Origin of the sequence: Paraburkholderia fungorum (genome assembly GCF_046027605.1) — a bacterium.
In the GTDB taxonomy this organism is placed as follows: Bacteria; Pseudomonadota; Gammaproteobacteria; order Burkholderiales; family Burkholderiaceae; genus Paraburkholderia; species Paraburkholderia fungorum_F.
Genome location: NZ_JAQQEF010000049.1, coordinates 1 through 24,766, shown reverse-complemented (window position 1 = coordinate 24,766; position 24,766 = coordinate 1). Strand labels below are relative to the sequence as shown.

Genomic DNA, 24,766 nt, shown 5'->3' with positions numbered 1-24,766 from the left:
CGGTTTCGAGGCAGGAGCCTTTGTGTATTCCGGGCAAATGCCTGTTGAGCCACTTGTGCCTGCGAGAGGAGGTTTCCGGATGGAATACATCAACATAGGATGCCAGTACGGGCCGTTCTTCCGCCCATTCAATCAGGGCGATCCTGTCGACCAGAACCGCATGGAAGTTCAGTTGCACGAAGTGGCGCACCTTAAGAATACCGCTTACGCACAGGATCAAAAAGTCCGTCTGGCGGCTACAGTCGTAGACCCCCAGCAGTTCAATGGCCAGGTTGCTTATGGGTGGGGGGCGGCACGGGTGCTGGCTGAATTCACCCCTGACCGCGCATTAGCGAATGCCGAGAACATTGCATTTTTTATAGAGAGCGCAAAGTATGAAGCCTGAACATTGGGTGATGAACGGTATCCGGTCCGCTGCCCTTATCGCGGGGCTCGGAGCGGCGCTGGCCTGCTTCGCCTCACCCGCATCTACGACCCAGACTACGGAGAGCTCCATGACAAGCAAACAGACTTCAGGTCAGAGTGCCGACCAGACGGGTGTCGTGCCCGATGAACGGGTCAGTTGGGTCAAGAATCCGCTTATTGCACAGATCACGTTTCACGACGCGATCCCACGGACTAACAGCCTAGAGATCAGGTTTTACCTGACGTACATAAATCCAAGCAGCAAAGATGTTAAATGGACAGGTATGCCGACTCCGAACGGACCTGCCACGCGTATGTATTCTGAAGGCAAGGAGATTCAACCAGCGCCCCCCGAAAAATCCGATATTGAACCGTACAAGGCCGCCCCTCGGGATGAGGAAATCAAGCTCTATGTCAACAAGGTGAAGGCAAAAGGGCGCTGGACATCCGATGGACCAGGCGAGTTCGTAATCGTGAACAGCCAGTTCCTTCCCGGCACACACATCTACGAGATCGTGTACTGGCATACGCAACTGGACTGGATCGATGTCCGGAAAGTTCTCGCAGGCACTGACGCGCAGGGAAAAGGCCGGATGATGTATCCGATCACCGACAACGCACCGTCGAACCGACTGTATTTCAAGGTCTATGTGCCGACCGACGAAGAGGCCCGAAACGGGCGCCACATGGAATTCCTGGGAGAAGTAGACGCCCGCACCCAGCTTCTTCCTGCGATGCCTTACGCGCGACCCGGCGACTACGCGCCCGCGACCGGCTACTGGTCGGCGACAGGCGAAAGCATCGAGCGTTTGGGCGGGTATCACGAAGTGTTCGTGAAGGACGGTGATTCGCTACCAAATCTGCCAGGCGACAGGGGTGTAGATCCTTTCAGTTTCAGGTGGAAGTACATGGGCGAACACAGTCAGGCCGTAGGGAAATAGCGTCGCGTCGGCATTGACAGCGGCGCATTGGCGAATGCCGAGAACATTTCCATTTTTTATAGAGAGCGCGAAGGATGAAACCTGACCATTGGGTGATGAACGGTATCCGGTCCGCCGCCCTTATCGCGGGGCTCGTGGCGGCGTTGGCCTGCTTCGCCTCACCCGCGTCTCCAACCCAAACTACGGATAGTTCCATGACAGCCAATCAGACTTCAGGTCAAAGTGCCAACCAGACGGGTGTCGTGCCTGATGAACGGGTTAGCTGGGTTAAGAATCCGCTGATTACACAGATCAGGTGGGCGAAAGTGAACATTGACCCCGACTATCTGGAGATCAGGTATTACCTGGCTTACCTAAATCCAAGCAGCAAAGATGTTAAATGGACGGCTATGCCGACTCCAGATGGGCCTGAGATGCGTGTGTATTCTGAGGGCAAGGAGATTCAACCGGCGCCCCCCGAAAAATCCGATATTGAACCGTACAAGGCCGCGCCTCGGGACGAGGAGATTAAGGCGAATGCAAGCGTAGTAAAAGCAATGGACAAGTGGGCGACCGATGGTCTGGCTGAGTTCGTAATCATGAACAGCCAGTTCCTTCCCGGCACGCACATCTACGAGATCGTGTACTGGCATACGCAACTGGACTGGATCGATGTCCGGAAAGTTCTCGAGGGTACCGATACACAGAGCAAAGGCCGGATGATGTATCCGATCACCGACAACGCACCGTCGAACCGTCTTTATTTCAAGGTCTATATGCCGACCGAAGAAGAAGCCAGAAACGGGCGCCACATGGAATTCCTGGGAGAGGTAGACGCCCGCACCCAGCTTCTTCCTGCGATGCCTTACGCGCGGCCCGGCGACTACGCGCCCGCGTCCGGCTACTGGTCGGCGACAGGCGAAAGCATCGAGCGCCTGGGCGGGTATCACGAAGTGTTCGTGAAGGAAGGTGATTCGCTACCAAATCTGCCAGGCGATAGGGGTGTAGACCCTTTCAGCTTCAGGTGGAAGTACATGGGCGAACACAGTCCGGCCGCAGGGAAATAGCGTCGCGTCGGCATTGACAACCGCGCACTGGCGAATGCCGAGAACATTGCATTTTTTATAGAGCGCGCCGCGGTATCGCCCGTATAGCCCTAGGCAGGTCTGATCGGAAGTGCCTAACACGCTCTAATCGTCGTAGGCGATGGATTTTGGACTTCACGGTGTCCCGTGAAGCAATCGGCTTGCATGCCGATCCAGGGGATGACGCCGCAGACGTATGCGGCGCCGAAGCCGGACCATCAGAGAGCCCGTTAGCGGGCATTACACGGAAAGCGGCACGTCCTCGATCAGCGCCGACTGCACCGCGCGAATCCTGCGATCGACGAAGTAGCCGCCCCCTTCCGTGTAGCGTAGATACAGCCGGTTGCACAACCCGCACCGCCAGACGGTGCAGCGGTTGTACGGGAAGTAGCGCGGCGCGATGGGCGCGTCGGCAGACCAATAGCCCGTTTTTCCCGGCAGATATTCGCTGAACGTGGGTTCCGGATCGTCATCCGCTAGCAGCGTGCCGACTTCTTCGAGCTGCGTTTCGTCGAGAGAAAGCGGCTGCGATTGCCAGCCGTCCAGTGGTGTTTTTGTGCACATGCACGGCGCAGCGGCGCGTTGCTCCGCACGCTGCGCGAGTTCAAGGAGGGTTGCTGCGTTCAGATATTCGGCCATGAGGCACACGATTCCTGCAGGGTTAAGCCGATGGGTCCGCCGCGACTCATGGTACGCGACGAACCCATCGCATCATGCACGCTCCGGCGCTGCGCGTGAAGTCAGTTGTTCATCATCCGGTCGCGCTGGGGCACGACCCACGCACGGTCGAAACATCCATCGGCAATCGACTTCAGCGCCGCCGTTTCTTTCGCATGCTGCCGCCGCGCGCCTTCGATCACGGCTGCCACGTCGGCGGGCGAGATCGCGAGCAAACCGTCTTCATCGCCGACGATGATATCCCCGGGATGGACCACCATCCCGCCGACCGTGACCGGCACGTTGATCTCGCCCGGTCCGTTTTTATAAGGCCCACGGTGCGTCACGCCACGCGCATACACCGGAAAATCGCGCTGACGCAGCGCGCCGACGTCGCGGATCGCGCCGTCGATGACGAGGCCGTGCACGCCGAGGCTCTCCGCATAGCTGGCCATGATGTCGCCCATCAGCGCTTGCGTCAGGTCGCCGGCGCCGTCGATCACGAGCACATCGCCCGGGCGGCAAAAGTCGAACGCGCGGTGAATCGCGAGATTGTCGCCGGGGCGGGTATGCACCGTGACCGCGGTGCCGGCCATCGGCTTGGGCTGATGGTACGGGCGCAAGCCTACCATGCCGCTCGCTCGCGCCATGTTGTCGCTGAGCAGCGAAACCGCCAGTTCACGCAAGATGCCGAGCGTTGCCGGGTTTGCCTGAGGCGCGGATGGGTGTTCGCGCCAGCCGATCGGATTTGAAGCGGGATTAGCAGCAGAATTAAAAGCGGAATTCATAGCGTTGCCCCCTGGGTGGCGAATTGCTGTTCGAGTTGATAGGTCAGCCGCGGGTACACGGCGCGGGCGTTGTCTTCGTAAATGCGCTGACGGTCGGCGGCACTGAGCCATTCGATCGCATCGATATAGCGCCGCGTATCGTCGTAGTAGTGGCCGGTTTCCGGATCGATACCCTGAACCGCGCCGATGGTTTCCGACGCGAACAGAATGTTCTCGACCGGAATGACCTTGGCGAGCAGTTCGGCGCCGGGCTGGTGATAGACGCAGGTATCGAAGAACACGTTCTTCAGCAGGTACTCGCTGAGAAGCGGCTTCTTCATGTCCTGCGCGAGTCCGCGGTAGCGTCCCCAGTGATAGGGCACGGCGCCGCCGCCGTGCGGGATGATGAAGCGCAGGGACGGGAAGTCGGCGAACAGATCGCCCTCCAGCAATTGCATGAACGCGGAGGTGTCGCCGTTGATGTAGTGCGCGCCCGTCGCATGGAAATTCGGATTGCACGACGACGACACGTGAATCATCGCCGGCACGTCGAGTTCCACCATCGCTTCATAGAGCGGGTACCAGGAGCGGTCCGTGAGCGGCAAGCCCGACCAGTGACCACCGGACGGATCCGGATTCAGATTGCAGCCGATGAAGCCCAGCTCTTCCACGCATCGCCGCAATTCGGCGACGCAGTTGGCCGGCGCCGCGCCGGGCGCCTGCGGCAACTGGCATACACCAACGAAATTGCGCGGAAACAGCGAAACCACGCGGTGGATCAGGTCGTTGGATTCGCTCGACCAGACCGCATTGGCTTCGGCGGTGGCGAGGTGATGTCCCATGCCGGCGGCGCGCGGCGAGAAGATCGTGAGGTCGGTACCGCGGTCGCGCTGGATGCGAATCTGGCCGGTTTCGATGCTCTCGCGAATCTGCTCGTCGGTAATGACGGGGCGCGGCGGCGCGGAGCCGCCGTCTTTCAGCGCGGCGATCTGCTGCGCGCGCCAGGCCTCGTGCTGCGGTGGCGAAGTGGTGTAGTGACCGTGGCAATCGATGATCATGGTGTGAAAACCCGTTGGGTGTCCTTGTGGGTGCTTACCTGTGCGTTACGTGTTTTACGTTGACGTGCTTTACGTGCTTTACGTGCTTTATGTGCTTTACGTGCTTGCGCAGTGACATGGCATGCGCGGTACATTCGCTATCCGTCGGTCAGAGTGCTCAGGCACGCGGAGCGGCATCGCCGGTTGCGAGCGAGGCGGCTTCGTCCTCGGCCGGTGTGACGCGCATCACGAGTGCGATGATCGTCGCGACCACCAGGAACGCCGCGATCGTCAGCAAGGCCAGCTTGAAACTGCCGGTCGCATTGCGCACGAGGCCGATGCTCCAGGGGCCGACCAGACCGCCGAACTGCGCGATGGTGTTGATCAGCGCAATGGTCGCGGCGCCCGCGGCGCCGGTTCTGAACGACGACGCGAGGCTCCAGAACAGCGGATTGCCTGCATAGATGAACAAGCCTGTCAGACACAGCAATGCGTAAGCAATCACGGGGTTCGGCGCGTACGCGCTGCCGGCAATCGCCAGCGCGCTCATGCCGTACACGAAGGCGAGGTGCTTCTTGCGGTCGCCGGTGCGGTCGGAACTGCGGCTGATCAGGAAGGTGCCCAACACGCCCAGCAACGGCGGCGCGGCGGACAGGAAGCCGACCTCGATATTGCTGAGATGGCCGAAACTCTTGACGATTTGCGGCAGCCACAGGAAGAGGCCATAAATGCCCACCAGCGCACAGCCGAACAGACACGCGAGGCTCCATACGCGGATGTCGCTCGCCACGCGCAGCAACGGGAAATGGGTGCTCCCGCCGACGGCCTCGCGTTCGGCGGCGAGCGTCGATTCGAGCCAGCGCTTTTCGTCGTCGGAAAGCCAATTGGCGTCGGCGGGACGTTCGGTCATGATGCGCAGCGTCAGCAGACCGAGCGCCATCGCCGGGATGCCTTCGAGAATGAACATCCATTGCCATCCCTGCAAACCGAGCACGCCGTTCGCATAGGTCATCAAGGTCGTCGAGATCGGACCGCCTAGCACCGCCGAGAACGAACCCGCGATGATGTAGCCGCCCACCGCGCGAGCCCGGTAACGCACCGGAAACCATTTGGTCAGATAGACCGCCACGCCCGGCAAAAAGCCCGCTTCCATCACGCCCAGCAGAAAGCGCAAAACGTAGAAGCTCGAATCGTTGAAGACAAAAGCGGTGGCCGCCGCGACCGCACCCCACGTGAGCAGAATGCGTGCGATCCAGCGGCGTGCGCCGACCCGATGCAGCAACAGGTTGCTCGGCACTTCCAGCAACATGTACCCGAAAAAGAAGATACTGCCCGCGAAGCCGAACACGGCTGGGCTGAAACCCAGCTGCTTGTTCATGTCCAGCGCGGCGAAACCGATATTGATCCGGTCCAGATAGTTGAAGAACATCATCGCGAAGAGCAGGGGCATTAATCGCCCGTACACTTTGCGCATGGTGGCGGCTTCGTCGAATGAGGTCATGCTGTCTCCTACCTTGCTGCGACGGCCGGAGCCGTGGCGGCGTGCTTATGATCGGCCTGCCGGATCGAACGCCGGCAGTGTCCCATTGGCCGCGTCGGGCGGCCGGACTTCAGATGTCAGCGCGGGTACAGGCGTGCGCCGATGCGCTCACGTGCTCATGTGCTCATGGGCATGAAACAGAGCGCGAGGCTGAAGCATGGAACCCATGATAAGAACGCTCGGACGCAGAGTCCAAGACCGCTTGCTTATGCTTGTATAGGTTTTTGCTTATAGTGCGGCGTCAGCAAGCGGGGGCGGGAGGCAGGCGAGGAAAGCGCGCAGATGCGGGGAAGCGTCGTCGGTGCGAAAGGTGGCTGCGAGCGTCGATCGATACGACGAGCCGGGACCGGCGAGATGGCGGAACACGACGTCGGTGCGCCCGTGCCGAGCCACCGATTCGCCGACGAACGTGACGCCGAGACCCGCTGCCACCAGCGCGATCGCGGTCTGAATTTCATAGGCCTGGTGAGCGACGACCGGTGTCACGCCCGCATCGCGATAGAGCGTTTGCACCGAGCGCTTGAACTGGGCGTTCTGGTGCTTCGGATAGAGAATCAACGGGGTATCGGCGAGCTCGGCAATGCGCACGGTCTTGCGCGCTGCGAGCGGATGGTCCGGTTCAAGCGCGACCATCACGCGTTCGCGCAGGAGCGGATAGGACGTGCACCCATCGATCGCCACCGGCTGCCGCCCGATGCCGATGTGAATGCGCATGTCGCGCAAGCCATCGGTTTGTTCGTCGGTGAGCATCTCGAAGAGTTTGAGTTCGACCTGCGGGAACGCGTTGTGAAACGCCTTCAGCGCGGGCGGCAGGACGCTATACATCGCCGAGCGTGTGAAGCCGATGCTGAGCCAGCCACGCCGGCCGACACCGATTTCCTGCGCAGCGAGGGTCGCCTGTTCCAACGAACCCAGGATCTGACGCGCCTCGGTGCAAAGATAGTGGCCGGCTTCGGTCAGACTCAACGGGCGCCGGGTCCGATCGACCAGTTGCGTGCCGAGCCGCTCTTCGAGCGAGCGGATCTGCTGGCTGAGTGCGGGCTGCGCGATATGCAGGCGCTCGGCGGCGCGGCTGAAATTGAGCTCCTCCGCAAGAATCACGAAGCACTGTAACGCCCTGAGGTTCATATACGTCTCGTCTCTGTGCCGGCCGCCGGCTGATGGAACATGGTGTAAATCGCATCGAGGAGCCACGCAATGCCCGGGTCCGCCGAGAATTGCGAGTGCGAATGGACCTGAATTTCGATGGGCGGCAGGGAGAACGGTAACGGCAGGATGCGAAAGGCCTTGTTGCGGTTAAAGCGCTGCGCGATGCTTCTGGGGAAGATAACGGCGAGATCGGTATGTTGAACGATCTCGGGCGCCACCACGAAATGGGGCAGACGCAAGACGATATCCCGGCTCAGATTCAATTCTTCCAGCCATTGCTCGACCATCCTGTGGCCGGTTGCATTCGTGCTGGCGTAGACGTAGCGCAAGCCCGCAAGGTCTTCCTTGGTCGGCTTCTGTTTGCGCAGCGGGTGGCCTGCCCGCACCACGCAGACATGTTCGTCGACAAAGAGGGTCTTGCTCACGCAACCCGGATCGAGGCCCGGCACGTAGCCGAGTGCCAGGTCGATCTTGCCGCTGCGCATGGCGGTGCTAACCGAGTCGACCGGGAAGTTCGCGATCTCGATGTGAATGCCACGTGCACTCTGGTCGAGCATGGCGAGTAGGGGCGGCAGAAAATAGAACTCCGACATGTCCGACATGGAAACGCGAAACACGCGTTGCGCGGTGGCGGGGTCGAATTTCGCGAGTTGCTGGACCGCCATGTTGATGATCCCGAACGCCTGCGTGAGGGGCGCGTGCAAGCGCAAGGCGGCGTCAGTGGGGAGCATGCCGGTGGGGGTTCGAACGAAGAGCGGGTCGTCGAATAAGGCACGCAGCCGGCGAAGGGCGTGGCTGACCGCCGGTTGTGTGAGTCCGAGGCGCTCACCCGCGGCGGTCAGACTGCGCAGATCGGAGATGGCCAGAAACACGCGCAGCAGATTCAAATCCGTAATGCCGGGGTGCGACTTTGTCATGACGTTCGGATCGCGGCAATAAGAGACGTTTATGTCGGATCGAGATTACCGTAAATGCTGCGCATAGGGAAATGCGGGGTGGGTCCGCTGTACGGCGGAAACGCGTTGAAATCCTGTTTCATGTGCGCGCGGATCGGCGACGCCAGCGCCGCGGCAAGTGCCGCGGGCGTGTCGAAGACGACCTTGTTACGCTGCATGGCGGTGGCGCGCGGAATTGTCAGGCCGGAGCCGAAATCGAGCCGCGTGTAGATCTCCAGTTCGCGGATACCGGGCAGTTGCGCCATCAGCGGCGGATGATGGGTGATGTAGTGCGAGAGCCATGCGTTGAAATCTTGCGCTTCGCCTTCGTAGCTGACGAGGTAGGTGCATCGTTCAGCGCGAGGGTCCGCGTCGCGTGGATTCGGTGTCGCGAATGGCCTGACCGCCATGGCTTGCTGTGCGAGCGTGAAATTGACTTCGGCGCCGTTCGTGATGCGATCGACGATCCTGTGCATCGCGCCGTCAGCTTGCAGCGCTGTTTCGAGCAAACCGAGATCGTCGAAATACCATTGCAATACGCAGCAGGGGCTCGAAGCATGGGTCTTCGACAGAGGATCGCTATCGGGCAACGCTGCGGGGAGATGGGTCACGAAACGCGTCAGCCCTGGTGTCGGCCCTTGTATTTCACGCGCTGCCGTTTCGAGAAATGACGGGTTGACGGGAGAGCGCGTGTCGTCGCAATGGGCGAGAAGAAAAAAGCAGACCTCCACGTTTACCTCGCGCCATGCGCGCTAACGGACGGCGTTGCCGCCGCCGGCCGCGCCAGACGATGGAACTGCCGCCCGAAATAGATGAGCCCGTCACCCTCGGATCGCAGTGCGATGTGCTGGATCTGCACGAACATGACGGAGTGCGAGCCGACTGTCTTGATGTCGACAATTTCGCCTTCCAGGCTGGCAATCGCATCCGAAAGAACGGGCACCGAAGCCTGTCCGCTGGCCCATGCATGTCGTCCGAAGCGCTCGTCCATTGAACACGCCGTCATGCCGGCAAAATCACGCGCGAGGTCCTGATACCCGGCGGCGAGCACATTGATGCACACATTGCGGTTGCGATGCAGTACGTCGTGGACGTAGCTGGCCTGATTGATACAGACGAGCATGGTCGGCGGCGCGTCCGTCACCGAGCACACGGCGCTCGCGGTGATGCCGCAGCGCCCGCCAGGGCCGTCCGTGGTGATGACGTTGACGGCGGCGGGCAGGCACGCCATGGCATCGCGGAAACGCTTTCTGGTGTCGTCGATCGTCACGTTGTCTGCCTCGTGGTGGTGGAGTGCGAGTTGGGTCAGGGGCGTCAGGGTCATCAGGGCGTCAGGGATAAGGCGTGACGGGCGGCACGCCCGCGAACAGCGCGCCGGATGCGTCGTAAGTCCCTTCGCCCAGAAACGCGTGCTGGGTCACGACGATCGAATCCCGCACCAGACGCTGCAACCGGTTCTCGCGATAGATCGCTGCCACGCCTGCCATCTGGTAAGCCTGCATGACGACCTCGGCGCCGAGCTGCGCGGCATGCGTCGCACTCAGGCGCAGCAAATTGGCCTGTTCCTGGGTGACGGGATCGCCGGTCACCAGGGTCTGCCATGCTGCCTCGGCGGACTCGTAGAAGAACGCGCGGGCACTCCGCCAGTTGGCCTCGGCTTTCGCAAGGCCCGAGCGGTAATAACCGCGATCCGCGAGACGCGGCGCGCCGGTCGTGGTTTTGGTCGAGCCGGACATGCCCGTCAGCAGATCGAGCGCCGCGCGCGCGAGGCCGATATTGACGGCGGCGTGCACTTGCGCCTGATAGGCGACGGCGGGATAGCGGTAGAGCGGTTCATCGATCAAGGGCTGACCGCCGCGTACGAACGTCCATTGCGCATCGACGAATTTGTCGTGCAAGCGCAAGTCGTGGCTGCCGGTGCCCTGCATACCGACGACATTCCAGTTCTCGACAATCTCGACCTCATGCGCGGGAAACACCGCGGTGAACGGCTTGCCGGCGCCTGCATCGCCCGAATTGGCCGGCGTGCCGCCGATCCCGACGCCGATCCAGTCCGCGCCCTTGCAGCCGCTCGCAAAGCGCCATTGGCCGCTGACCGTGAAACCGCCGGCTACCCGCGTGGCCGGTTGCAACGGATAGAGCCCACCGGAGAAGACCTGGTCCGGGCCGGTGGCATAAATGTGCTGCTGCGTTTCGATCGGCAGCGCGGCGAGATACGTGTTCGCCGAGCCGAACGCGGCGACCCAGGCGGCCGAGCCGTCGGCGATCGCAATCCGCTCGAGGATGCGCAGGAATTGCGGCGGCGGCAGCGCGTCGCCGCCGAAACGCTGCGGCGTACTCGCGCGGAAAATCCCCGCGCGTTTCATCTTCGCGACCATGTCGCGCGGCACATGCGACAGCTGATCGAATTCGTCCCGGCGACGCTCGATCTCGCCGATCAGCGCGTCGAGCGTAATCGGACCTGCGTACTCAGGGTAGGAATCCGCGCGATTGCTCGCGCGAGGTTCGTAGGCGTACGTCGAAAGACTGCTGCTTTGAAGGCTTTGCATGATGACAACGTAGGGAAATGAAAAAGGGGTTGATGAGGCGACGTCGGCGGGATGTCAGCCGTTGTCCTGCTCTTTGCGTTGCGCCTGCAGTCGCAGCGCTTTGGGGAAGGTCTCGGGCGCGAGACACGTCGCGAGCACGGTGATCAGGCCAAGCACCACGAGATAAATGGCGACCGGGGCGGCGCTGCGGTAATGGGCGAGCAACGCGGTCGCCACCATCGGCGAGAGGCCGCCGCCCAGTACCGACGAAATCTCGCGGCCAATGCCCAGGCCCGAGAAGCGCAGGTGGACGGGCAGCAATTCGCTGATGAAAGCGGGTTGTGCGCCTTCGAGAATGCCGAGCGTGATGCTGTTGGCGAGCACGAGCGCCACGATGACTTTCCACAGCACGCCGGAACCGAGCAACGTGAAGTACGGATACGCGACCAGCACCATCGCGATCGCGCCGGCGAGATAGACCGGTTTGCGGCCGATTTTGTCGGTGAGGCGGCCCATCAACAGCGAAACGGGGATCATCAGCAGCATCGACAAGGTCAGACCGCCCAACACCCAGCTTGATTTGATCCCGATGAACTGGCTATAGGCGATCGAGAACGCGAAGAAGATGTATGACGCGGCGCCTTCGCCGAAGCGCAGCCCGAACACCGTCAGCACTTCACGCGGACATTGACGCAGCACCTCGACCACCGGCATGCGGCTGTCGCGGCGCGTGGCCTTCACTTCGGTGAACTCCGCGCTTTCGTCGACGGAGCGGCGCATCCACAGGCCGAGCGCGACCAGCACGGCGCTGCAGAGGAACGGCACACGCCAGCCCCAGCTGTGGAAGTCGGAAGGCGAGAGCGTCTGCACGAGCAGGAATGCCGCGGTCGACAGCACGAAGCCGAACGCCGCGCCGCACGGACTCCACGCCGCCAGTCCACCGCGCTTCGAGGCGGGCGCGTTCTCGTGAATCAGCAGGATGCTGCCGCTCCATTCTCCGCCTGCCGCGAGGCCTTGGAGGATGCGCAGCAGCACCAGCAGGACGGGCGCCGCGATGCCGATCTGCTGGTAGGTCGGCAGAAGACCCATGCAGACCGTCGCGGTGCCCATGACCAGCAGCGTCAGCATCATCACGGTCTTGCGGCCGTAGCGGTCGCCGATATGGCCGCACAGAACGCCGCCGATGGGCCGCGCGATGAAGCCCACGGTGAAGCCGCCGAATGCCGCGATCGTGCCCGTCAGCGGATCGCTGCCGACGGGAAAGAACAGCTTGCCGAACACCAGCGCGGCGGCGGTGCCATAGAGAAAGAAGTCATACCATTCGAGAATCTGGCCGAGCACCGCGGTCGTCACTGCGCGACGGACTTTGCTGGTTGGCCGAACAGCGGGCAGGGGAGTGAGAGCGGCGGTCGCGTCAGAGTTCATGGCATGTGAAAGGTCACGATGTTGAGGGTTCCGCGTCCCAGTCATGCTGATCGGCGGAAGCGGCGATACGAGTCCGGCAGGCATGGCCGAACCATAGAGCCGCGAGAAACCCCGGTCAAATTAGGGACAAAAATGAGCGTCATGAATGGGGTGCATGACGAGGGAGAGGACCGTGTGGAGAGGGGGCTGTTGTCTACGGGTGGGGAACCACGTCGATAGCGCATTCTTGAACTGCGCGAAGTTTTTGGCGCGCATGTAACGCACCGAATCGAAATGCGGCGATATCCCGGGCGCGAGCCATGCGCCGCATCAGCGTATGCGCCGCGGCCCCGTAGAAGCCCGTACGACGAGTTGCGGCGGCGGCGCGAGCAGCATCGATGGTTGCTGTTCAGGCGCCTGGATCAAGCGGATCAAACTCTCGATCGATAACTCCGCGACAGCCGCCGTCTGGATCGCAACCGTGGTCAACGCCGGGTGTACCTGGTGCGCCAGTTGAATGTCCGTGATGCCGATAACCGAGACGTCGTTCGGCACCGCGCGGCCCAACGTGATCAACGCCTGCGCCGCGCCGATCGCCAGCAGGTCGTTGGTCGCGAAGATCGCGGTGAGGTGAGACCGGCTTGCCATTAACTGCATGCAGGCGGCGTAGCCGGCGTCGATCGAGTCGCGGATCTGCAGCACGGCCGCGGCATCTGTTTCGATCCCGGCCTCGCGCATCACCGCGCGAAATCCGTTGGAGCGTGCATCCTGCAAGCCGCCGCAACCGTCGCCGATCAGGAGGCCAATCTCGCGGTGGCCGAGTTCCAGTAGATGCCGCGCGGCGAGTGCGCCCGCATGCGCGAAATCCACGGCGATGCAGGGTAGTGCGGGCGGCGTCTCAGGGTGTTCCCACATTGCCAGCAAAATCGGCGCGCTGTGCGTGGCCGATGCGCACAAGTCGTTGATCGCGATGTCCGTGTTCATCACGAGAACACCGTCCGCGAGCGTGCCCGCGATCTGGTTCAGATACGCCCGGCCGATCTCCGCGTCGTCGTCAGTATTGCAAACCATCAGGAAGTATCCTGCTTTGCGTGCCGCCCGTTCGGCGGCCGAGACGAACTCGGGATAAAACGGATTCGAAATATTCGACAGCATCAAGGCCAAGGTCGACGAGCGCCCCTCGGCCAGCGCGCGCGCATTCAGGTTGGGCCGGTAGCCGAGATCGGCGATTGCCTTCAGCACGCGTTCGGCGGTTTCCGGGCGGACCTTCTCGCGGTTGCGCAGGACATTGGAGACGGTTGCCGCGGTAACGTGGGCACGCTTGGCGACTTCGGACAGGGTGACCATTTTCTGTTTATCCCATATTCAGGGAATACGATTCAAATGTTGCAAGCGGCTGATGAGGTTGATAACTTGCTGGAAAATACCCAGCGGAGACACCCTCATGAGTTTTTCCTCCAACCTCGAATTTAAGCGATTAAATGCCTGCTGCACAAGAGCTGGCCGTTTATTTTTCACAGAAATTTAAGCGGTTAAATCCGGGAGGCAGCAGCATGGCTACGATTCGTCTTACGAACGTGCACAAGTCCTACGGTGACCATTCGCCGGTGATCCAGCGCGTGAATCTCGAGATCGCGCAGCATGAGTTCTGTGTGTTTCTTGGGCCTTCGGGTTGTGGCAAGTCGACCCTGCTGAGAATGATCGCCGGTCTCGAAGACCTGAGCGAAGGCGAGTTGCATATCGGCGGCCGTCTCGTGAACGATGTGCCCGCTGCGGCGCGCGGCGTGGCGATGGTGTTCCAAAGCTACGCGCTGTTTCCGCACATGACCGTGTTCGACAACATGGCGTTCGGCCTGAAACTCGCGAAGCATCCCAAGGACGTCATCGACCGGAAGGTGCGCGAAGCGGCGCGCATTCTGCAACTGGATGCGTTGCTCGATCGTTATCCGAAAGCGCTCTCCGGCGGGCAGCGGCAGCGTGTTGCGATCGGCCGGGCGATCGTGCGCGAACCGGGTGTGTTTCTGTTCGACGAACCGCTGTCGAATCTCGATGCCGCGTTGCGCGGCCAGACGCGCGTCGAAATCGCCCGCCTGCACCAGCGCTTTGCGAACGCGAGCGTGGTCTATGTGACCCATGATCAGGTCGAGGCGATGACGCTCGCCGACAGAATCGTGCTGCTGCACGCAGGTGCGGACGCGGAGCGTTTCGGCAGTATCGCGCAGAGCGGCGCGCCGCTCGAGTTGTATCACCATCCGAAGTCGCGCTTTGTGGCCGGCTTCATCGGCTCGCCGCGGATGAATTTCATCGACGCGGTGGTCGATTCGATCGAGGCGGGCAAGGTGGCCGTCACGCTGACGAAAAGCGGCGAACGGCTGGTTGCGAATGTCGAAGGGCAGCGGCTTCAGCGGGGGCAGTCCGTCACGCTCGGGGTGCGCCCGGAACACCTGCGCCTCGACGGTGACGAGCAGTTCATTCAGTGCGTCACGGTGCTGTCGGAACGGCTTGGCGAGCATAGCTATATTCACGCGGATCACGAGACCGGCACGCTCATTGCCAAGGCCGCGGGCGATACGCGGATCGGTTCGGGCGAGCGTATCTGTATTCATGTTCCGCCTGCGGCGTGTCATCTGTTCGATGCGGAGGGTGTCGCACTGCCGCGCAGCGCGTTCGAGTCTGAGCGGGTTGCCGCTTGAGGCGCCTGGGCGCCAAAGGCTTCTAAGGCACATAAGGCACATAAGGCACATAAGGCCGCAATCGTACTTACCGCACCACTGGATTCATGAAACCCAATTCCGCCACAGAGCGGGCACATCGTCTGGCGGCAACTCGCTGTCAGCCAACAAGGTAGTCAAGGAGACATAAGATGATTTCTCTTCGCCTTCGCCGTCTGGCCCATGCGTCGATTGCGGCCGCGGTGGTTGCGGGCGCACTCTGTAGCGCCGCGGCCGACGCCGCCACGCTGAGCGTCAACGTATCGGCGCGCGGCAATCAGCGCTCGACCTGGCAGGACGCCTTCGACAAGTTCAAGAAAGCCAATCCCGACGTCGACCTCAAGGTGACCTACATCACCGAGGAAGCGTACAAGGTGCAGATGGGCGGTTGGCTCGCCACCGATCCGCCGGATGTCGTGTCGTGGCACGACGGCGAGCGGATGGCGTATTACGCGCAACGCGGCCTGCTGGAAGACCTGTCGTCGGACTGGAGCAAGAACGGCTGGTCGCAGCAATATGCGTCGGTGAAAGAAGCCTCGACCTATAAAGGCAAGCAGTACGCCGCGCCGCTCGGTTACGACGCCTATGGCTTCTTCTATCGCAAGGATCTGTTCGAGAAGGCCGGCATCAAGGGCGAGCCGAAAACGTGGGATGAATTTCTCGACGCCTGCAAGAAGCTGAAAGCAAGCGGCGTCGCCCCGATCGCTGTCGCGGCACGCGATAGCTGGACGCTTGCCGCGTGGTTCGACTATCTCGACCTGCGCATCAACGGCAACGCGTTTCACCAGCAGTTGATGGCCGGCGAAATCCCATACACCGATCCGCGCGTCAAGAAGGTTTACGCCGCGTGGAAGACGCTGATCGACGATCACTATTTCATCGACAACGCGCTCTCCTACGATCTGGATTCGATCGCGCCGTTCCTCGTGAACGGCAAGGCCTCGATGATGCTGATGGGCACGTTCTTCTCGGCGAGCATTCCGGCGTCGCTCAAACCGCAAACCGGTTTCTTCCGCTTCCCGGTGATCGACGCGAATGTACCGATGGCCGAAGATGGCCCGGTCAATGTGCTGCTGATTCCGGCGAAGGCGAAGAACAAGGCCGACGCCCGCAAACTGCTGGCCTTCATGGAGCAGCCGCAGATCAACGCCGAGCTCGCGAAAGGCTGGGGTCAACTGCCGTCGAACAGCCAATCGGCTGAACCGGAAGACGAAATCTCCAAGGTCGGTTTCCAGACGCTGGCGAATACGAAGGGCGGCATCGCGCAGTTCTACGATCGCGACATGCAGAAGGAAATGGCCGACGAAGGCATGAAGGCGATGCAGCAGTTCTACAGCGATCCGTCGCAACTCGACGCCGTGCTCGTACGCCTCGAAGCGACCCGCAAGCGCATCTATAAGAAGTAAGTCCCGCCGCGGCAGCGGCGTAACAACCGCTGCCGCTCGCCTTCGATCTCCGACGAGGCCCGATCATGTCTCATACCGCAGCGCGCCGCCTACCCACGGCGCGGCGCCGGCACGTCTCCACGACGCGCCGTCATCAGCACCGCGCGGCGCTTTTCTTCCTGTTGCCGGGTTTTGCATTGTTTTGCCTGTGCGTGGTCTATCCGATCATCAGCAGCATTTCGCTCAGCTTTTACAACTGGGACGGCATGACGCCGAAGACGTTTGCGGGTTTCGACAACTACATCGAACTGTTCCACGCGGACACTTTCTATACAGCGCTCAAGAACAACCTGGTCTGGCTTGCGCTGTTTCTGCTGGCGCCGCCACTTGGTCTTCTGTTTGCGTTGTATCTGAACCAGCATATCCGTGGCATGCGCGTGGTGAAGTCGCTGTTTTTCGCGCCGTTCGTGCTGTCGGGCGTGGTGGTCGGCCTCGTGTTCAGCTGGTTTTACGATCCGGGCTTCGGCTTGTTGCGCTTGATTGTCGGTCACGGCATTCCTGTGCTCGGCGATCCGCATACCGTCACCTTCGGCATCATCTTCGCCGCGCTGTGGCCGCAGACACCGTTCTGCATGGTGCTGTATCTCACCGGCTTGACCGGCATCAATCCGGAAGTGGTCGAGGCGGCGCGCATGGAGGGCGCGAAGGGTGTGCGCCTGCTATGGCACGTGATTCTTCCGCAACTGCGGCCGGCGACGTTCATGGCCGTGGTGCTGACGGTGATTGGCGCGCTGCGCAGCTTCGATCTGATCGCGGTGATGAGCGGCGGCGGTCCTTTCGATAGCTCCACCGTGCTGGCCTATTTCATGTACGACCAGGCCATCAAGTACTACCGCGAAGGTTATTCCGCGGCGATTGCCGTCGTGCTGTTCGCCATCATGCTCGTCTATATCGTGTTTCATCTGCGCCGCATGCTGCGCGAAGAACGCTGATTTCCAGGAGTCATGTGTCATGTATCCACTTCCCGTCGAACGCTGGAAACCGCTCAATCGCGCGCTATATAAAGCGTCTTTGCCGCTCGCGCTGCTGATATGGCTGCTGCCGATGCTGGCCGTGCTCGTCACGTCGATCCGCTCTTCGGACGAGTTGTCGCAAGGCGACTACTGGGGCTGGCCCAGGCATTTCGCGTTGATCGAAAACTACGGCGCGGCGCTCACGCAAACGCCGATGCTCCATTACTTCGCCAATAGCGTGCTGATTACGGTGCCGTCGGTGATCGGCGCGATCGTGTTGGCGTCGATGGCGGGTTTTGCTTTGGCGACCTATCGGTTCCCGGGCAATACCGCCGTGCTGTTCGCCTTCGTGGCCGGCAACTTCGTCCCGATCCAGATTCTGATGATTCCGGTACGCGACATGGCGCTGAAAGTGGGACTCTTCAATAGCGTGTGGGCGCTGGTGATTTTTCATGTGTCGTTTCAGACCGGGTTTTGCACGCTGTTTCTGCGTAATTTCATCAAGCAGCTGCCGTTCGAGATGATCGAGGCAGCGCGCGTGGAAGGGGCAAGCGAATGGACGATCTACTTGCACATCGTGCTGCCGCTGATCCGCCCCGCACTCGCCGCACTCGGCATCCTCGTCTTCACGTTTGTCTGGAACGACTACTTCTGGGCGCTGTGTCTCACGCAGGGCGATGAGGCCGCACCGATCACGGTGGGTGTCGCCGCGCTCAAAGGCCAATGGACGACGGCATGGAATCTCGTCGCCGCCGGCTCGGTACTCGCCGCGTTGCCCTCCGTGCTGATGTTCTTTTTGATGCAGAAGCATTTCGTCGCCGGCCTGACTTTTGGTGCAAGCAAGGGTTGATCGCCGGTTTGCGCTCATCTAACAAAGAGACATTCTCATGCAACTTGGTGTTTGCTACTACCCGGAACAATGGCCGCGTTCGATGTGGGCCGACGACGCAAAACGTATGGTCGAACTCGGCATCACGCATGTGCGGATCGCGGAATTCGCGTGGAGCCGGATAGAGCCGCGTGCCGGCGAATTCGACTGGGCGTGGCTCGACGAAGCCGTCGAGACGCTGGCGGCCGCGGGACTGAAACTCGTGCTGGGCACACCGACCGCGTCGCCGCCGAAGTGGCTGATCGACGCGCACCCGGAGGTGTTGCCGGTGCGCGCGGATGGCGTGCGCTGGAATTTCGGCTCACGGCGTCACTACGATATTTCCAGTGAGAGTTATCGGCACGAGTGCGTACGCATTGTCACCGCGATGGCGGCGCGCTACGGACGGCATCCGTCCATCGTCGCATGGCAGACCGATAACGAACTCGGCTGCCACGAGACCGTGCCGAGCTATTCGAGCGCGGCGCTCACGCGCTTTCAGACATGGCTACGGCATCGCCATGAAAGCATCGACGCATTGAACGATGCATGGGGCAACGTGTTCTGGAGCATGGAGTATCCGTCGTTCGAGGCGATCGGGCTGCCTAACCTCACGCCCACCGACGCCAATCCGATCCATCTGCTCGAGTTCCGCCGCTTTATGTCGGACGAGGTGGCGAGCTTCCATCGCGAGCAGATCGACGTGTTGCGTGAGCATGCGCCCGGAGCGGACCTGCTGCACAACTTTATGGGTTTCTTCACGACCTTCGATCACTACCGCTTCGCCGAAGACAACGCGCTCGACGTGGCGGCATGGGACAGTTATCCGATCGCGCGTACCGAGTCGATCGCGCTGCCTGAAGCGCAGAAGGCGCGTTACGCACGCACCGCGCACCCCGACGTCTCCGCATTCGATCACGACCGCTATCGCGCGATCGGCGGCGGCCGTTTCTGGGTGATGGAGCAGCAGGCGGGCCCGGTGAACTGGGCGCCGTGGAATCCGGTGCCGGCGACGGGCATGGTCAGGCTGTGGGCTTACGAAGCGTTCGCGCATGGCGCGGAATTGGTGTCGTACTTCCGCTGGCGCCAGTGTCCGTATGCACAGGAACAGATGCACTCCGGCTTGAATCTGCCGAACAACGAACTATCGCCGGGTGGGCTCGAAGTGCAGCAGGCGGCGCGTGAAATTGCCGCGTCCGCGGCGTTGTCCGGCCTCAAAGCGCCTGAGCAGGCAGCCGTCGCGGTGGTGTTCGACTATGAGACGCAATGGATGTTCGAGATTCAGCGTCATGGCAAAACCTTCGATTATCAGACGCTGGTGTTCGACTATTACGAGGCGCTACGTGAACTGGGCCTCGACGTCGATATCGTGTCGCGCAACGCGGATTTGTCGGCGTACCGGCTCGTGGTGGTGCCGAGCATCGCGGTGATCGATGACGCATTGGTCGATCAAATCCAGAAGAGCTCGGCGCAATGGGTCTTTGGTCCGAGAAGCGGTTCGAAGGCCACGACGTTTGCCATTCCCTCAAACTTGCCGCCGGGCGCGTTGCAACGCGTTTTGCCGATGCAGGTGCTTGAAGTCGAAACGCTGCGCCCGACGCTGACACCCGCGCTTTCGATCGCCGATACGCAAGGCGTCGCGCTGCATTGGCGCGAGCACGTTCGCGCTAACGGCGAAACGACCGTGGATGCGCAATTCGACGACACGTGGCCGGCGCTCCTCGCGCACGGAAGGGTTCGCTACGTGGCGGGCTGGTTATCGCACGAGTTGCATCGAGCGGTTTTGCAGCAGGCAGCGAAGGACGCCGGCATCGAAACGCAACGATTAGCCGTCGGCTTGCGCATTCGCCGACGCGGCGATCTGACCTTCGCGTTCAACTTCGGCCCGGAACAGGTGCAGGCGCCCGCACCGGTTAATGCGACTTTTGTGCTGGGAGGCTCACAGTTGAAGACTGGCGATGTTTGCGCGTGGAAGAGCGCATAGGTTCTCGCTACTGCGCAGGTGCCTGCTTTTTCCGCTGATTCGCACAGTCCGATGTGAACGCCATGCTGGCCTGATCGGGCGTCATGTGCGGTGCATTCGGACTGTAGATCTTCTCGATGACGGCGCCGACCGCTTGCCGGTCGGCTTCATCTTTGTAGTACTTGGCCGCTTGAGCCAGAGCCTGCGCTTTGGTCTTCTTGTGCGCGCGCCAGGAGGCGACCTGGCCGGCAATATCGCCGATCGCAAAACATTGATCGTTGACGGTTTGTGCCACGGCTTGAACGGCCGGCTGCGCGAGGCACACCGCGAGTACTGCTGATACGACTACACGTTTCATTATCCAATCCTGTCGATATGCGCACCGTCACCGGCGCGCACCTGATTCGCTTACCACCGGCTCTCCATCCGGATCACGGAATCAGCCAAAGCGCCGCTGCGTAGATCACCAGCGATACCGCAAACGTAATCGCCGTGTAGCCCATGACACGCTGAATACGAATGCCCGCGATCGCAACCACGGGCACCGCCCAGAAAGGTTGCAGCATGTTCGAGACGTTCTCGGCCATGGCGACACCCATGGCGGTACGCGGAACCGAAGCATGCAGACTGAGCGCGGCGGGCAGAACGAACGGCCCTTGAACGGCCCAGTGTCCGCCTGCGCTGGGAATGAGCAGCGTGATGATAAGCGAACTGAAGTAACTCAAAACCGGCAGTGTCACCGGCGTTGCAATAGCCACGAACGTCTTGGCGATCGTCGACGCCAACCCGGTCCCGGTCATGATGCCCATGATGCCGCCGTACATCGGATATTGAAGCAGCATCGAGCCGGTCTGCCGCGCGGCGCGACGAATCGCGTCGGCATAGGCGATCGGTGTGCGCTGCAGCGCCATCCCGACCAGCAGAAAAATCAGGATCGTGGTGTTGATGTCCAGTTCGAAGCCCTTGGTGTACCACGTCATCGCGAGATAGCCGACACCCAGTGCGAGCACGAGCAGGGTGCCGAGCATCGACCGTTCCGCGCGGGCAGCGAACGACGAAGCTTTCGCGTCCCGCGCATGCGGATCGGCCTCGGCCGCTGCGGCCAATTCGGGCTGCGTTTCATTGAAAGCGACCACATCTTCCTGCTTGGGATGCATCCAGATGAAGATCGCCGTCATGACGACCACGACCAGTACGGTCGGGATGAAAACGAACGGGGCGAACACGGTCTGACTCAGCGGAATCACCTGGCCGGTGGCCTTCTCAACGAGGTTTAACGCGTTGCCATGCGAGGCCTGCGACAACGCGATCGAACTCGACAATCCGCTATTGCACACCGACCACGCCGAGTAACTGCCGGCCACGAGCCATGCGAAATCCACCTTCACACGTTTGGCGATTTCGCGCGACAGAAGGGCGCCGACCACGAGACCAAGTCCCCAATTGAGCCATGCGGCCACCGCGACGATCGGAAATACCAGCAGCGCGGCGCGGGTCGGCGTGTGCACGCCGGCGGCGATCGCCCGCAAGCCGCGCTGGACGAGCGGCGCGTCGGCGATCGCGTAGCCTGTCGCGAGAATCAGAATCATCTGCAGCGCGAAGCCGAGAATGTTGAACGTGCCGCCGTACCACGAAGCGAGGATGACCGGCAGTGAAGCATGCGGCGCGAACGCCACCGCCAGCAAGGCCACCACCAGAGTCAAGCCAATGGCAAGAACGAACGGGTCCGGCATGACCTGCTCGAACACGTAGACGAGACCCGTCACGAGGTTTCCGCGGCGCGCACCGTTCTCCGTGCCGGTTGAGTTGATGTTTCTGTTGGTCATGATTTCTGGTCTTTAATTGCAATACTGCTGTGGCAGCGCGTCACGGCATTTCGCATTCGCGCTGCTTGATACTTGCGTCAGCCTGCGTTGGTCATGGGCACATGGGCGCAGCGCTAATCGTTGGCGTTCGCGACTTCCGCGCCTGCAATGTGATGCCGCGCCAGCGACGCCGCGACGAAGCCGGACGCCTTCATGTCTTCGACAAAGCTCGACAGATAAGCGGCCGCGCCATCGCCTTTAGCTTTGGGCACGCCCATCGCCTGACGGATCACCATGAAACGCTGATCCAGTAGCCGTAATCCACCTGCCTTGGCGGCGTCTTTTTCGAGTTGTTGCTTGACGCCTGCGGCCACGTCGAGATGTTGGTCCAGAAAGCCTTGCACCACTGCCGGCGAAGTCGGAATCCGCACGAGGGTTGCGCGATGCAGCTCACGCGTCAGAAACAGATCGTAGGCGCTGCCCTTGCCGACCGCGACCGTCACGCCGGGTTGATCGACGGCCTCGTTGGTGGCGATCGGCGAGCCATTGCGCACGAGATAAAAGCCTTCAATGAGCACATACGGCCGGGTGAAAGCGATCTCTTCTCCGCGCTTCGGATCAACGGCGAAGAAGCCGATGTCCGCCTTGTCCTGGTTGACGTTTTCAACCGAGTCGCCCGCCGACTTGACCGCGACCAGTTGCAGCGGCACGCCAAGCCGTTTGGCGAATTCGGTGGCGAGATCGACGGACACACCGACGGGTTGGCCCGTCGCCGGATCGAGATTGGCGAGTACCGGATTGCCGAGATTGATCGATGCGCGCAATGTGCCGCCCGGCGCGAATACCTTCGCCATCGAAGCGTTGTCGCCGCCGTTTTGCGCGAACCCTGGCGTAGAAGCAGAGAGAGTCAAGATAGCACCCGATACCAGTAAGGTTGCCAACCTCCGGAACGCGCTGCGACGGCCTTTCATCATTGAAAGCTCGGTCATTTTCGGCTGCCCTGGTTGGCTTGCGAGAGCGCCATTATGCCGACGATCCTGTTTATCCGTCTGCCACGCGGGCAGACGGCATCAAGACCCACTCAATGTCCAAACGACTCCGCTTTCGTGTCGACCGGGTTCGCCACATGCGGCCGTGCCGCCTGTTTGATCAGCAACGCCACGCAGGAAATCAGTCCCGCCACCGCGACGGTCGCGAAGATCCCTCCAAACGTGAAGTGGCGCCGCGTCAGTTCGGCGACGAGGAACGAGCCCGCGATTCCACCAAAGCGGCCGATCCCCAGCATCCATGCGACGCCCGTGCCGCGACCCTGGGTCGGATAAAACGCGGCGGCAAGCGCCGGCAACGACGATTGCGCGGTGTTCATCAGCACGCCTGCAACGAAGACGATGAACACCAGCGCGCCCACATTGCCCACTGCCTGACCGATGAAATACACGCTCACGGCGGTCAGCGCATAGCACGCCGCGATGATGCGGTTCGCGTTGAAGCGGTCCATCAGCACGCCGCACAGCACCGCGCCGACGCCGCCGAGCGGGAACAGCGCGGAAATCAGCGTGGCGCGTTGCGGCGTGAGGCCGGCATCCTTCAGCAGAATTGGCATCCAGTTGATTGACGCGTAGAAGATCACGAGGCCCATGAAGTAGGCGATCCACAACATCACCGAGCCGATGATGTACGAACGTGACAGCACCACGCCCAGGCCCTTGCCGCCGGTTTGCGGCGCGGTTTCGGTCATGACGAAGCTATCGGCCTGCGCCGCTTCGCTCGAAATGCGCGCCAGCGCGGCACGAATCCGTTCGACCGGCTTGCTAGTAGCCACCATGTAGCGGACCGATTCCGGCATCTTCACCGCCAGCAGGACCAGCAGCAACAGCGGCGTGATGCCGCCGAGCAGCAGCACGCTGCGCCAGCCGAAGTGCGGAATCATCCACGCGGCGAGAAAGCCGCCGAAGGCCGCGCCCAGCGGAAAGCCGCAGAACATCAGATTGATCACGGTCGCGCGGCGACGATCCGGGCAGTACTCGCCCATCATCGTCACGGCGTTTGGCATGGCCGCGCCGAGGCCGACGCCGGTGATGAAGCGCAGGATCGTCAGCTGTTCGATGCTGTTCGAGAACGCCGAGGCGAGGCAGGCCACGCCGAACAGCAGCACCGAGCCGAGCAGCATGGAACGCCGCCCGAGCTTGTCGGAGAGCGGCCCTGAGACGAGCGCGCCGCACGCGAGGCCGAACAGCGCCGCGCTCAGCACGGGCGCGAGTGCCGGCCTCGCGATGCCCCATTCGGCAATCAGCGAAGGTGCGATGAAGCCGATTGCTGCGGTGTCGAAACCGTCCAGCAGGACGATGACGAAACACATGAAAAAGATGAGCCACTGGAACGGCGAGAAGGGATGGTCGTTGATAAACGTTTGAACGTTCACAGCGGTGCTGCGGCTCATGATGGTCTCCTGACTGCTGATTAGGTAAAAGGCTTGCAGCAACGGCTCACCGTTACGGCGTGTCGTGACGAGCCTTCTTTCTTTTACGATCGTGGGGGGGGGGGGGGGGGGGGGGGGGGGGGGGTGTTTTGGGGGGGGTGGGGGGGGGGGGGGG

The 24,766-nt window shown here is 61.6% G+C and carries 23 protein-coding genes; 8 read left to right on the top strand and 15 right to left on the bottom strand.

The genetic code is table 11. From position 1 onward, the window contains the following. From PQR53_RS37780 to PQR53_RS37770, 3 genes are all read left to right on the top strand, one after another. Positions 1-385 (top strand): hypothetical protein (locus PQR53_RS37780; RefSeq protein WP_408465539.1); only part of this gene is annotated, 385 nt, incomplete at its 5' end. 109 nt (positions 386-494) lie between these two features. Then, on the top strand, positions 495-1,346 hold the full coding sequence (locus tag PQR53_RS37775) for a hypothetical protein (RefSeq protein ID WP_408465537.1): 852 nt from the start codon (positions 495-497) through the stop codon (positions 1,344-1,346). A gap of 194 nt (positions 1,347-1,540) precedes the next feature. Continuing rightward, the gene (locus tag PQR53_RS37770) at positions 1,541-2,392 is read left to right on the top strand and encodes a hypothetical protein (RefSeq protein WP_408465535.1); all 852 of its coding nucleotides are present in this window, start codon (positions 1,541-1,543) and stop codon (positions 2,390-2,392) included. A 258-nt stretch (positions 2,393-2,650) separates the two neighbouring features. Here PQR53_RS37770 and PQR53_RS37765 read toward each other — a convergent pair whose 3' ends face one another. The 11 genes from PQR53_RS37765 to PQR53_RS37715 all read right to left on the bottom strand — a co-directional run bounded on the left by PQR53_RS37765 (position 2,651) and on the right by PQR53_RS37715 (position 13,774). Then, positions 2,651-3,049 carry a hypothetical protein gene (locus tag PQR53_RS37765; protein ID WP_408465533.1) on the bottom strand — a complete coding sequence of 133 codons (399 nt, stop codon included), beginning with the start codon at positions 3,047-3,049 and terminating at the stop codon, positions 2,651-2,653. A 101-nt stretch (positions 3,050-3,150) separates the two neighbouring features. Further along, the gene (locus tag PQR53_RS37760; protein ID WP_408465531.1) at positions 3,151-3,855 is read right to left on the bottom strand and encodes an RraA family protein; all 705 of its coding nucleotides are present in this window, start codon (positions 3,853-3,855) and stop codon (positions 3,151-3,153) included. Then, positions 3,852-4,892 carry an amidohydrolase family protein gene (locus PQR53_RS37755; RefSeq protein WP_408465529.1) on the bottom strand — a complete coding sequence of 347 codons (1,041 nt, stop codon included), beginning with the start codon at positions 4,890-4,892 and terminating at the stop codon, positions 3,852-3,854. The genes PQR53_RS37760 and PQR53_RS37755 overlap by 4 nt, the downstream gene beginning before the upstream one ends. Positions 4,893-5,049: 157 nt before the next feature. Continuing rightward, entirely contained in the window at positions 5,050-6,372 is a 1,323-nt protein-coding gene (locus PQR53_RS37750) for an MFS transporter (protein ID WP_408465527.1), read from the bottom strand. Between the two features lie 267 nt (positions 6,373-6,639). Then, on the bottom strand, positions 6,640-7,539 hold the full coding sequence (locus PQR53_RS37745; protein WP_408465525.1) for a LysR family transcriptional regulator: 900 nt from the start codon (positions 7,537-7,539) through the stop codon (positions 6,640-6,642). Then, positions 7,536-8,477, bottom strand: coding sequence for a LysR family transcriptional regulator (locus tag PQR53_RS37740; RefSeq protein ID WP_408465523.1), 942 nt, complete (start codon positions 8,475-8,477; stop codon positions 7,536-7,538). Before PQR53_RS37740 ends, PQR53_RS37745 begins: the two co-directional genes overlap by 4 nt. Before the next feature lie 29 nt (positions 8,478-8,506). Beyond that, positions 8,507-9,226, bottom strand: a complete 720-nt coding sequence (locus PQR53_RS37735) for an EthD family reductase (protein WP_408465521.1) — start codon at positions 9,224-9,226, stop codon at positions 8,507-8,509. A gap of 2 nt (positions 9,227-9,228) precedes the next feature. After that, positions 9,229-9,819 carry a 4-hydroxyphenylacetate 3-monooxygenase, reductase component gene (gene hpaC, locus PQR53_RS37730; protein WP_408465519.1) on the bottom strand — a complete coding sequence of 197 codons (591 nt, stop codon included), beginning with the start codon at positions 9,817-9,819 and terminating at the stop codon, positions 9,229-9,231. 7 nt (positions 9,820-9,826) lie between these two features. Next, positions 9,827-11,044 carry an acyl-CoA dehydrogenase family protein gene (locus PQR53_RS37725; protein WP_408465517.1) on the bottom strand — a complete coding sequence of 406 codons (1,218 nt, stop codon included), beginning with the start codon at positions 11,042-11,044 and terminating at the stop codon, positions 9,827-9,829. A gap of 54 nt (positions 11,045-11,098) precedes the next feature. Then, entirely contained in the window at positions 11,099-12,448 is a 1,350-nt protein-coding gene (locus PQR53_RS37720; protein WP_408465515.1) for an MFS transporter, read from the bottom strand. 309 nt (positions 12,449-12,757) lie between these two features. Continuing rightward, on the bottom strand, positions 12,758-13,774 hold the full coding sequence (locus PQR53_RS37715; RefSeq protein WP_408465513.1) for a LacI family DNA-binding transcriptional regulator: 1,017 nt from the start codon (positions 13,772-13,774) through the stop codon (positions 12,758-12,760). A 206-nt stretch (positions 13,775-13,980) separates the two neighbouring features. Here PQR53_RS37715 and PQR53_RS37710 point away from each other — a divergent pair, with 206 nt between their 5' ends. The 5 genes from PQR53_RS37710 to PQR53_RS37690 all read left to right on the top strand — a co-directional run bounded on the left by PQR53_RS37710 (position 13,981) and on the right by PQR53_RS37690 (position 20,388). Continuing rightward, complete coding sequence (locus PQR53_RS37710; RefSeq protein WP_408465511.1) at positions 13,981-15,120, top strand: ABC transporter ATP-binding protein; 1,140 nt, start codon at positions 13,981-13,983, stop codon at positions 15,118-15,120. A 170-nt stretch (positions 15,121-15,290) separates the two neighbouring features. Next, a complete protein-coding gene (locus PQR53_RS37705) occupies positions 15,291-16,544 on the top strand; it encodes an ABC transporter substrate-binding protein (protein ID WP_408465509.1) in 1,254 nt (417 codons plus the stop codon). Positions 16,545-16,609: 65 nt separating this feature from the next. Then, positions 16,610-17,515: a carbohydrate ABC transporter permease gene (locus tag PQR53_RS37700; protein WP_408465507.1), complete on the top strand. Its 906-nt coding sequence runs from the start codon at positions 16,610-16,612 to the stop codon at positions 17,513-17,515. A gap of 19 nt (positions 17,516-17,534) precedes the next feature. Continuing rightward, positions 17,535-18,386, top strand: coding sequence for a carbohydrate ABC transporter permease (locus tag PQR53_RS37695; RefSeq protein WP_408465505.1), 852 nt, complete (start codon positions 17,535-17,537; stop codon positions 18,384-18,386). 37 nt (positions 18,387-18,423) lie between these two features. Beyond that, positions 18,424-20,388, top strand: a complete 1,965-nt coding sequence (locus PQR53_RS37690) for a beta-galactosidase (protein ID WP_408465503.1) — start codon at positions 18,424-18,426, stop codon at positions 20,386-20,388. Positions 20,389-20,395: 7 nt separating this feature from the next. Here PQR53_RS37690 and PQR53_RS37685 read toward each other — a convergent pair whose 3' ends face one another. The 4 genes from PQR53_RS37685 to PQR53_RS37670 all read right to left on the bottom strand — a co-directional run bounded on the left by PQR53_RS37685 (position 20,396) and on the right by PQR53_RS37670 (position 24,612). Beyond that, positions 20,396-20,725, bottom strand: a complete 330-nt coding sequence (locus PQR53_RS37685) for a hypothetical protein (RefSeq protein WP_408465501.1) — start codon at positions 20,723-20,725, stop codon at positions 20,396-20,398. A 73-nt stretch (positions 20,726-20,798) separates the two neighbouring features. Continuing rightward, a complete protein-coding gene (locus PQR53_RS37680) occupies positions 20,799-22,193 on the bottom strand; it encodes a short-chain fatty acid transporter (RefSeq protein WP_408465499.1) in 1,395 nt (464 codons plus the stop codon). 113 nt (positions 22,194-22,306) lie between these two features. Then, entirely contained in the window at positions 22,307-23,026 is a 720-nt protein-coding gene (locus PQR53_RS37675) for an ABC transporter substrate-binding protein (RefSeq protein WP_408465541.1), read from the bottom strand. Positions 23,027-23,253: 227 nt separating this feature from the next. Then, complete coding sequence (locus PQR53_RS37670) at positions 23,254-24,612, bottom strand: MFS transporter (RefSeq protein ID WP_408465497.1); 1,359 nt, start codon at positions 24,610-24,612, stop codon at positions 23,254-23,256. Positions 24,613-24,766 lie beyond the last annotated feature (154 nt).

Excerpts from the sequence above, each read along its gene's own strand:
- PQR53_RS37670 (WP_408465497.1), bottom strand. The coding sequence starts at position 24,612 with ATGAGCCGCAGCACCGCTGTGAACGTTCAAACGTTTATCAACGACCAT.
- PQR53_RS37770 (WP_408465535.1), top strand. The coding sequence starts at position 1,541 with ATGACAGCCAATCAGACTTCAGGTCAAAGTGCCAACCAGACGGGTGTC.
- PQR53_RS37745 (WP_408465525.1), bottom strand. The coding sequence starts at position 7,539 with ATGAACCTCAGGGCGTTACAGTGCTTCGTGATTCTTGCGGAGGAGCTC.
- PQR53_RS37720 (WP_408465515.1), bottom strand. The coding sequence starts at position 12,448 with ATGAACTCTGACGCGACCGCCGCTCTCACTCCCCTGCCCGCTGTTCGG.
- PQR53_RS37760 (WP_408465531.1), bottom strand. The coding sequence starts at position 3,855 with ATGAATTCCGCTTTTAATTCTGCTGCTAATCCCGCTTCAAATCCGATC.
- PQR53_RS37690 (WP_408465503.1), top strand. The coding sequence starts at position 18,424 with ATGCAACTTGGTGTTTGCTACTACCCGGAACAATGGCCGCGTTCGATG.
- PQR53_RS37750 (WP_408465527.1), bottom strand. The coding sequence starts at position 6,372 with ATGACCTCATTCGACGAAGCCGCCACCATGCGCAAAGTGTACGGGCGA.
- PQR53_RS37675 (WP_408465541.1), bottom strand. The coding sequence starts at position 23,026 with ATGGCGAAGGTATTCGCGCCGGGCGGCACATTGCGCGCATCGATCAAT.
- PQR53_RS37710 (WP_408465511.1), top strand. The coding sequence starts at position 13,981 with ATGGCTACGATTCGTCTTACGAACGTGCACAAGTCCTACGGTGACCAT.
- PQR53_RS37765 (WP_408465533.1), bottom strand. The coding sequence starts at position 3,049 with ATGGCCGAATATCTGAACGCAGCAACCCTCCTTGAACTCGCGCAGCGT.
- PQR53_RS37705 (WP_408465509.1), top strand. The coding sequence starts at position 15,291 with ATGATTTCTCTTCGCCTTCGCCGTCTGGCCCATGCGTCGATTGCGGCC.
- PQR53_RS37685 (WP_408465501.1), bottom strand. The coding sequence starts at position 20,725 with ATGAAACGTGTAGTCGTATCAGCAGTACTCGCGGTGTGCCTCGCGCAG.
- PQR53_RS37755 (WP_408465529.1), bottom strand. The coding sequence starts at position 4,892 with ATGATCATCGATTGCCACGGTCACTACACCACTTCGCCACCGCAGCAC.
- PQR53_RS37695 (WP_408465505.1), top strand. The coding sequence starts at position 17,535 with ATGTATCCACTTCCCGTCGAACGCTGGAAACCGCTCAATCGCGCGCTA.
- PQR53_RS37715 (WP_408465513.1), bottom strand. The coding sequence starts at position 13,774 with ATGGTCACCCTGTCCGAAGTCGCCAAGCGTGCCCACGTTACCGCGGCA.
- PQR53_RS37725 (WP_408465517.1), bottom strand. The coding sequence starts at position 11,044 with ATGCAAAGCCTTCAAAGCAGCAGTCTTTCGACGTACGCCTACGAACCT.
- PQR53_RS37680 (WP_408465499.1), bottom strand. The coding sequence starts at position 22,193 with ATGACCAACAGAAACATCAACTCAACCGGCACGGAGAACGGTGCGCGC.
- PQR53_RS37700 (WP_408465507.1), top strand. The coding sequence starts at position 16,610 with ATGTCTCATACCGCAGCGCGCCGCCTACCCACGGCGCGGCGCCGGCAC.
- PQR53_RS37775 (WP_408465537.1), top strand. The coding sequence starts at position 495 with ATGACAAGCAAACAGACTTCAGGTCAGAGTGCCGACCAGACGGGTGTC.
- PQR53_RS37740 (WP_408465523.1), bottom strand. The coding sequence starts at position 8,477 with ATGACAAAGTCGCACCCCGGCATTACGGATTTGAATCTGCTGCGCGTG.
- hpaC (WP_408465519.1), bottom strand. The coding sequence starts at position 9,819 with ATGACCCTGACGCCCCTGACCCAACTCGCACTCCACCACCACGAGGCA.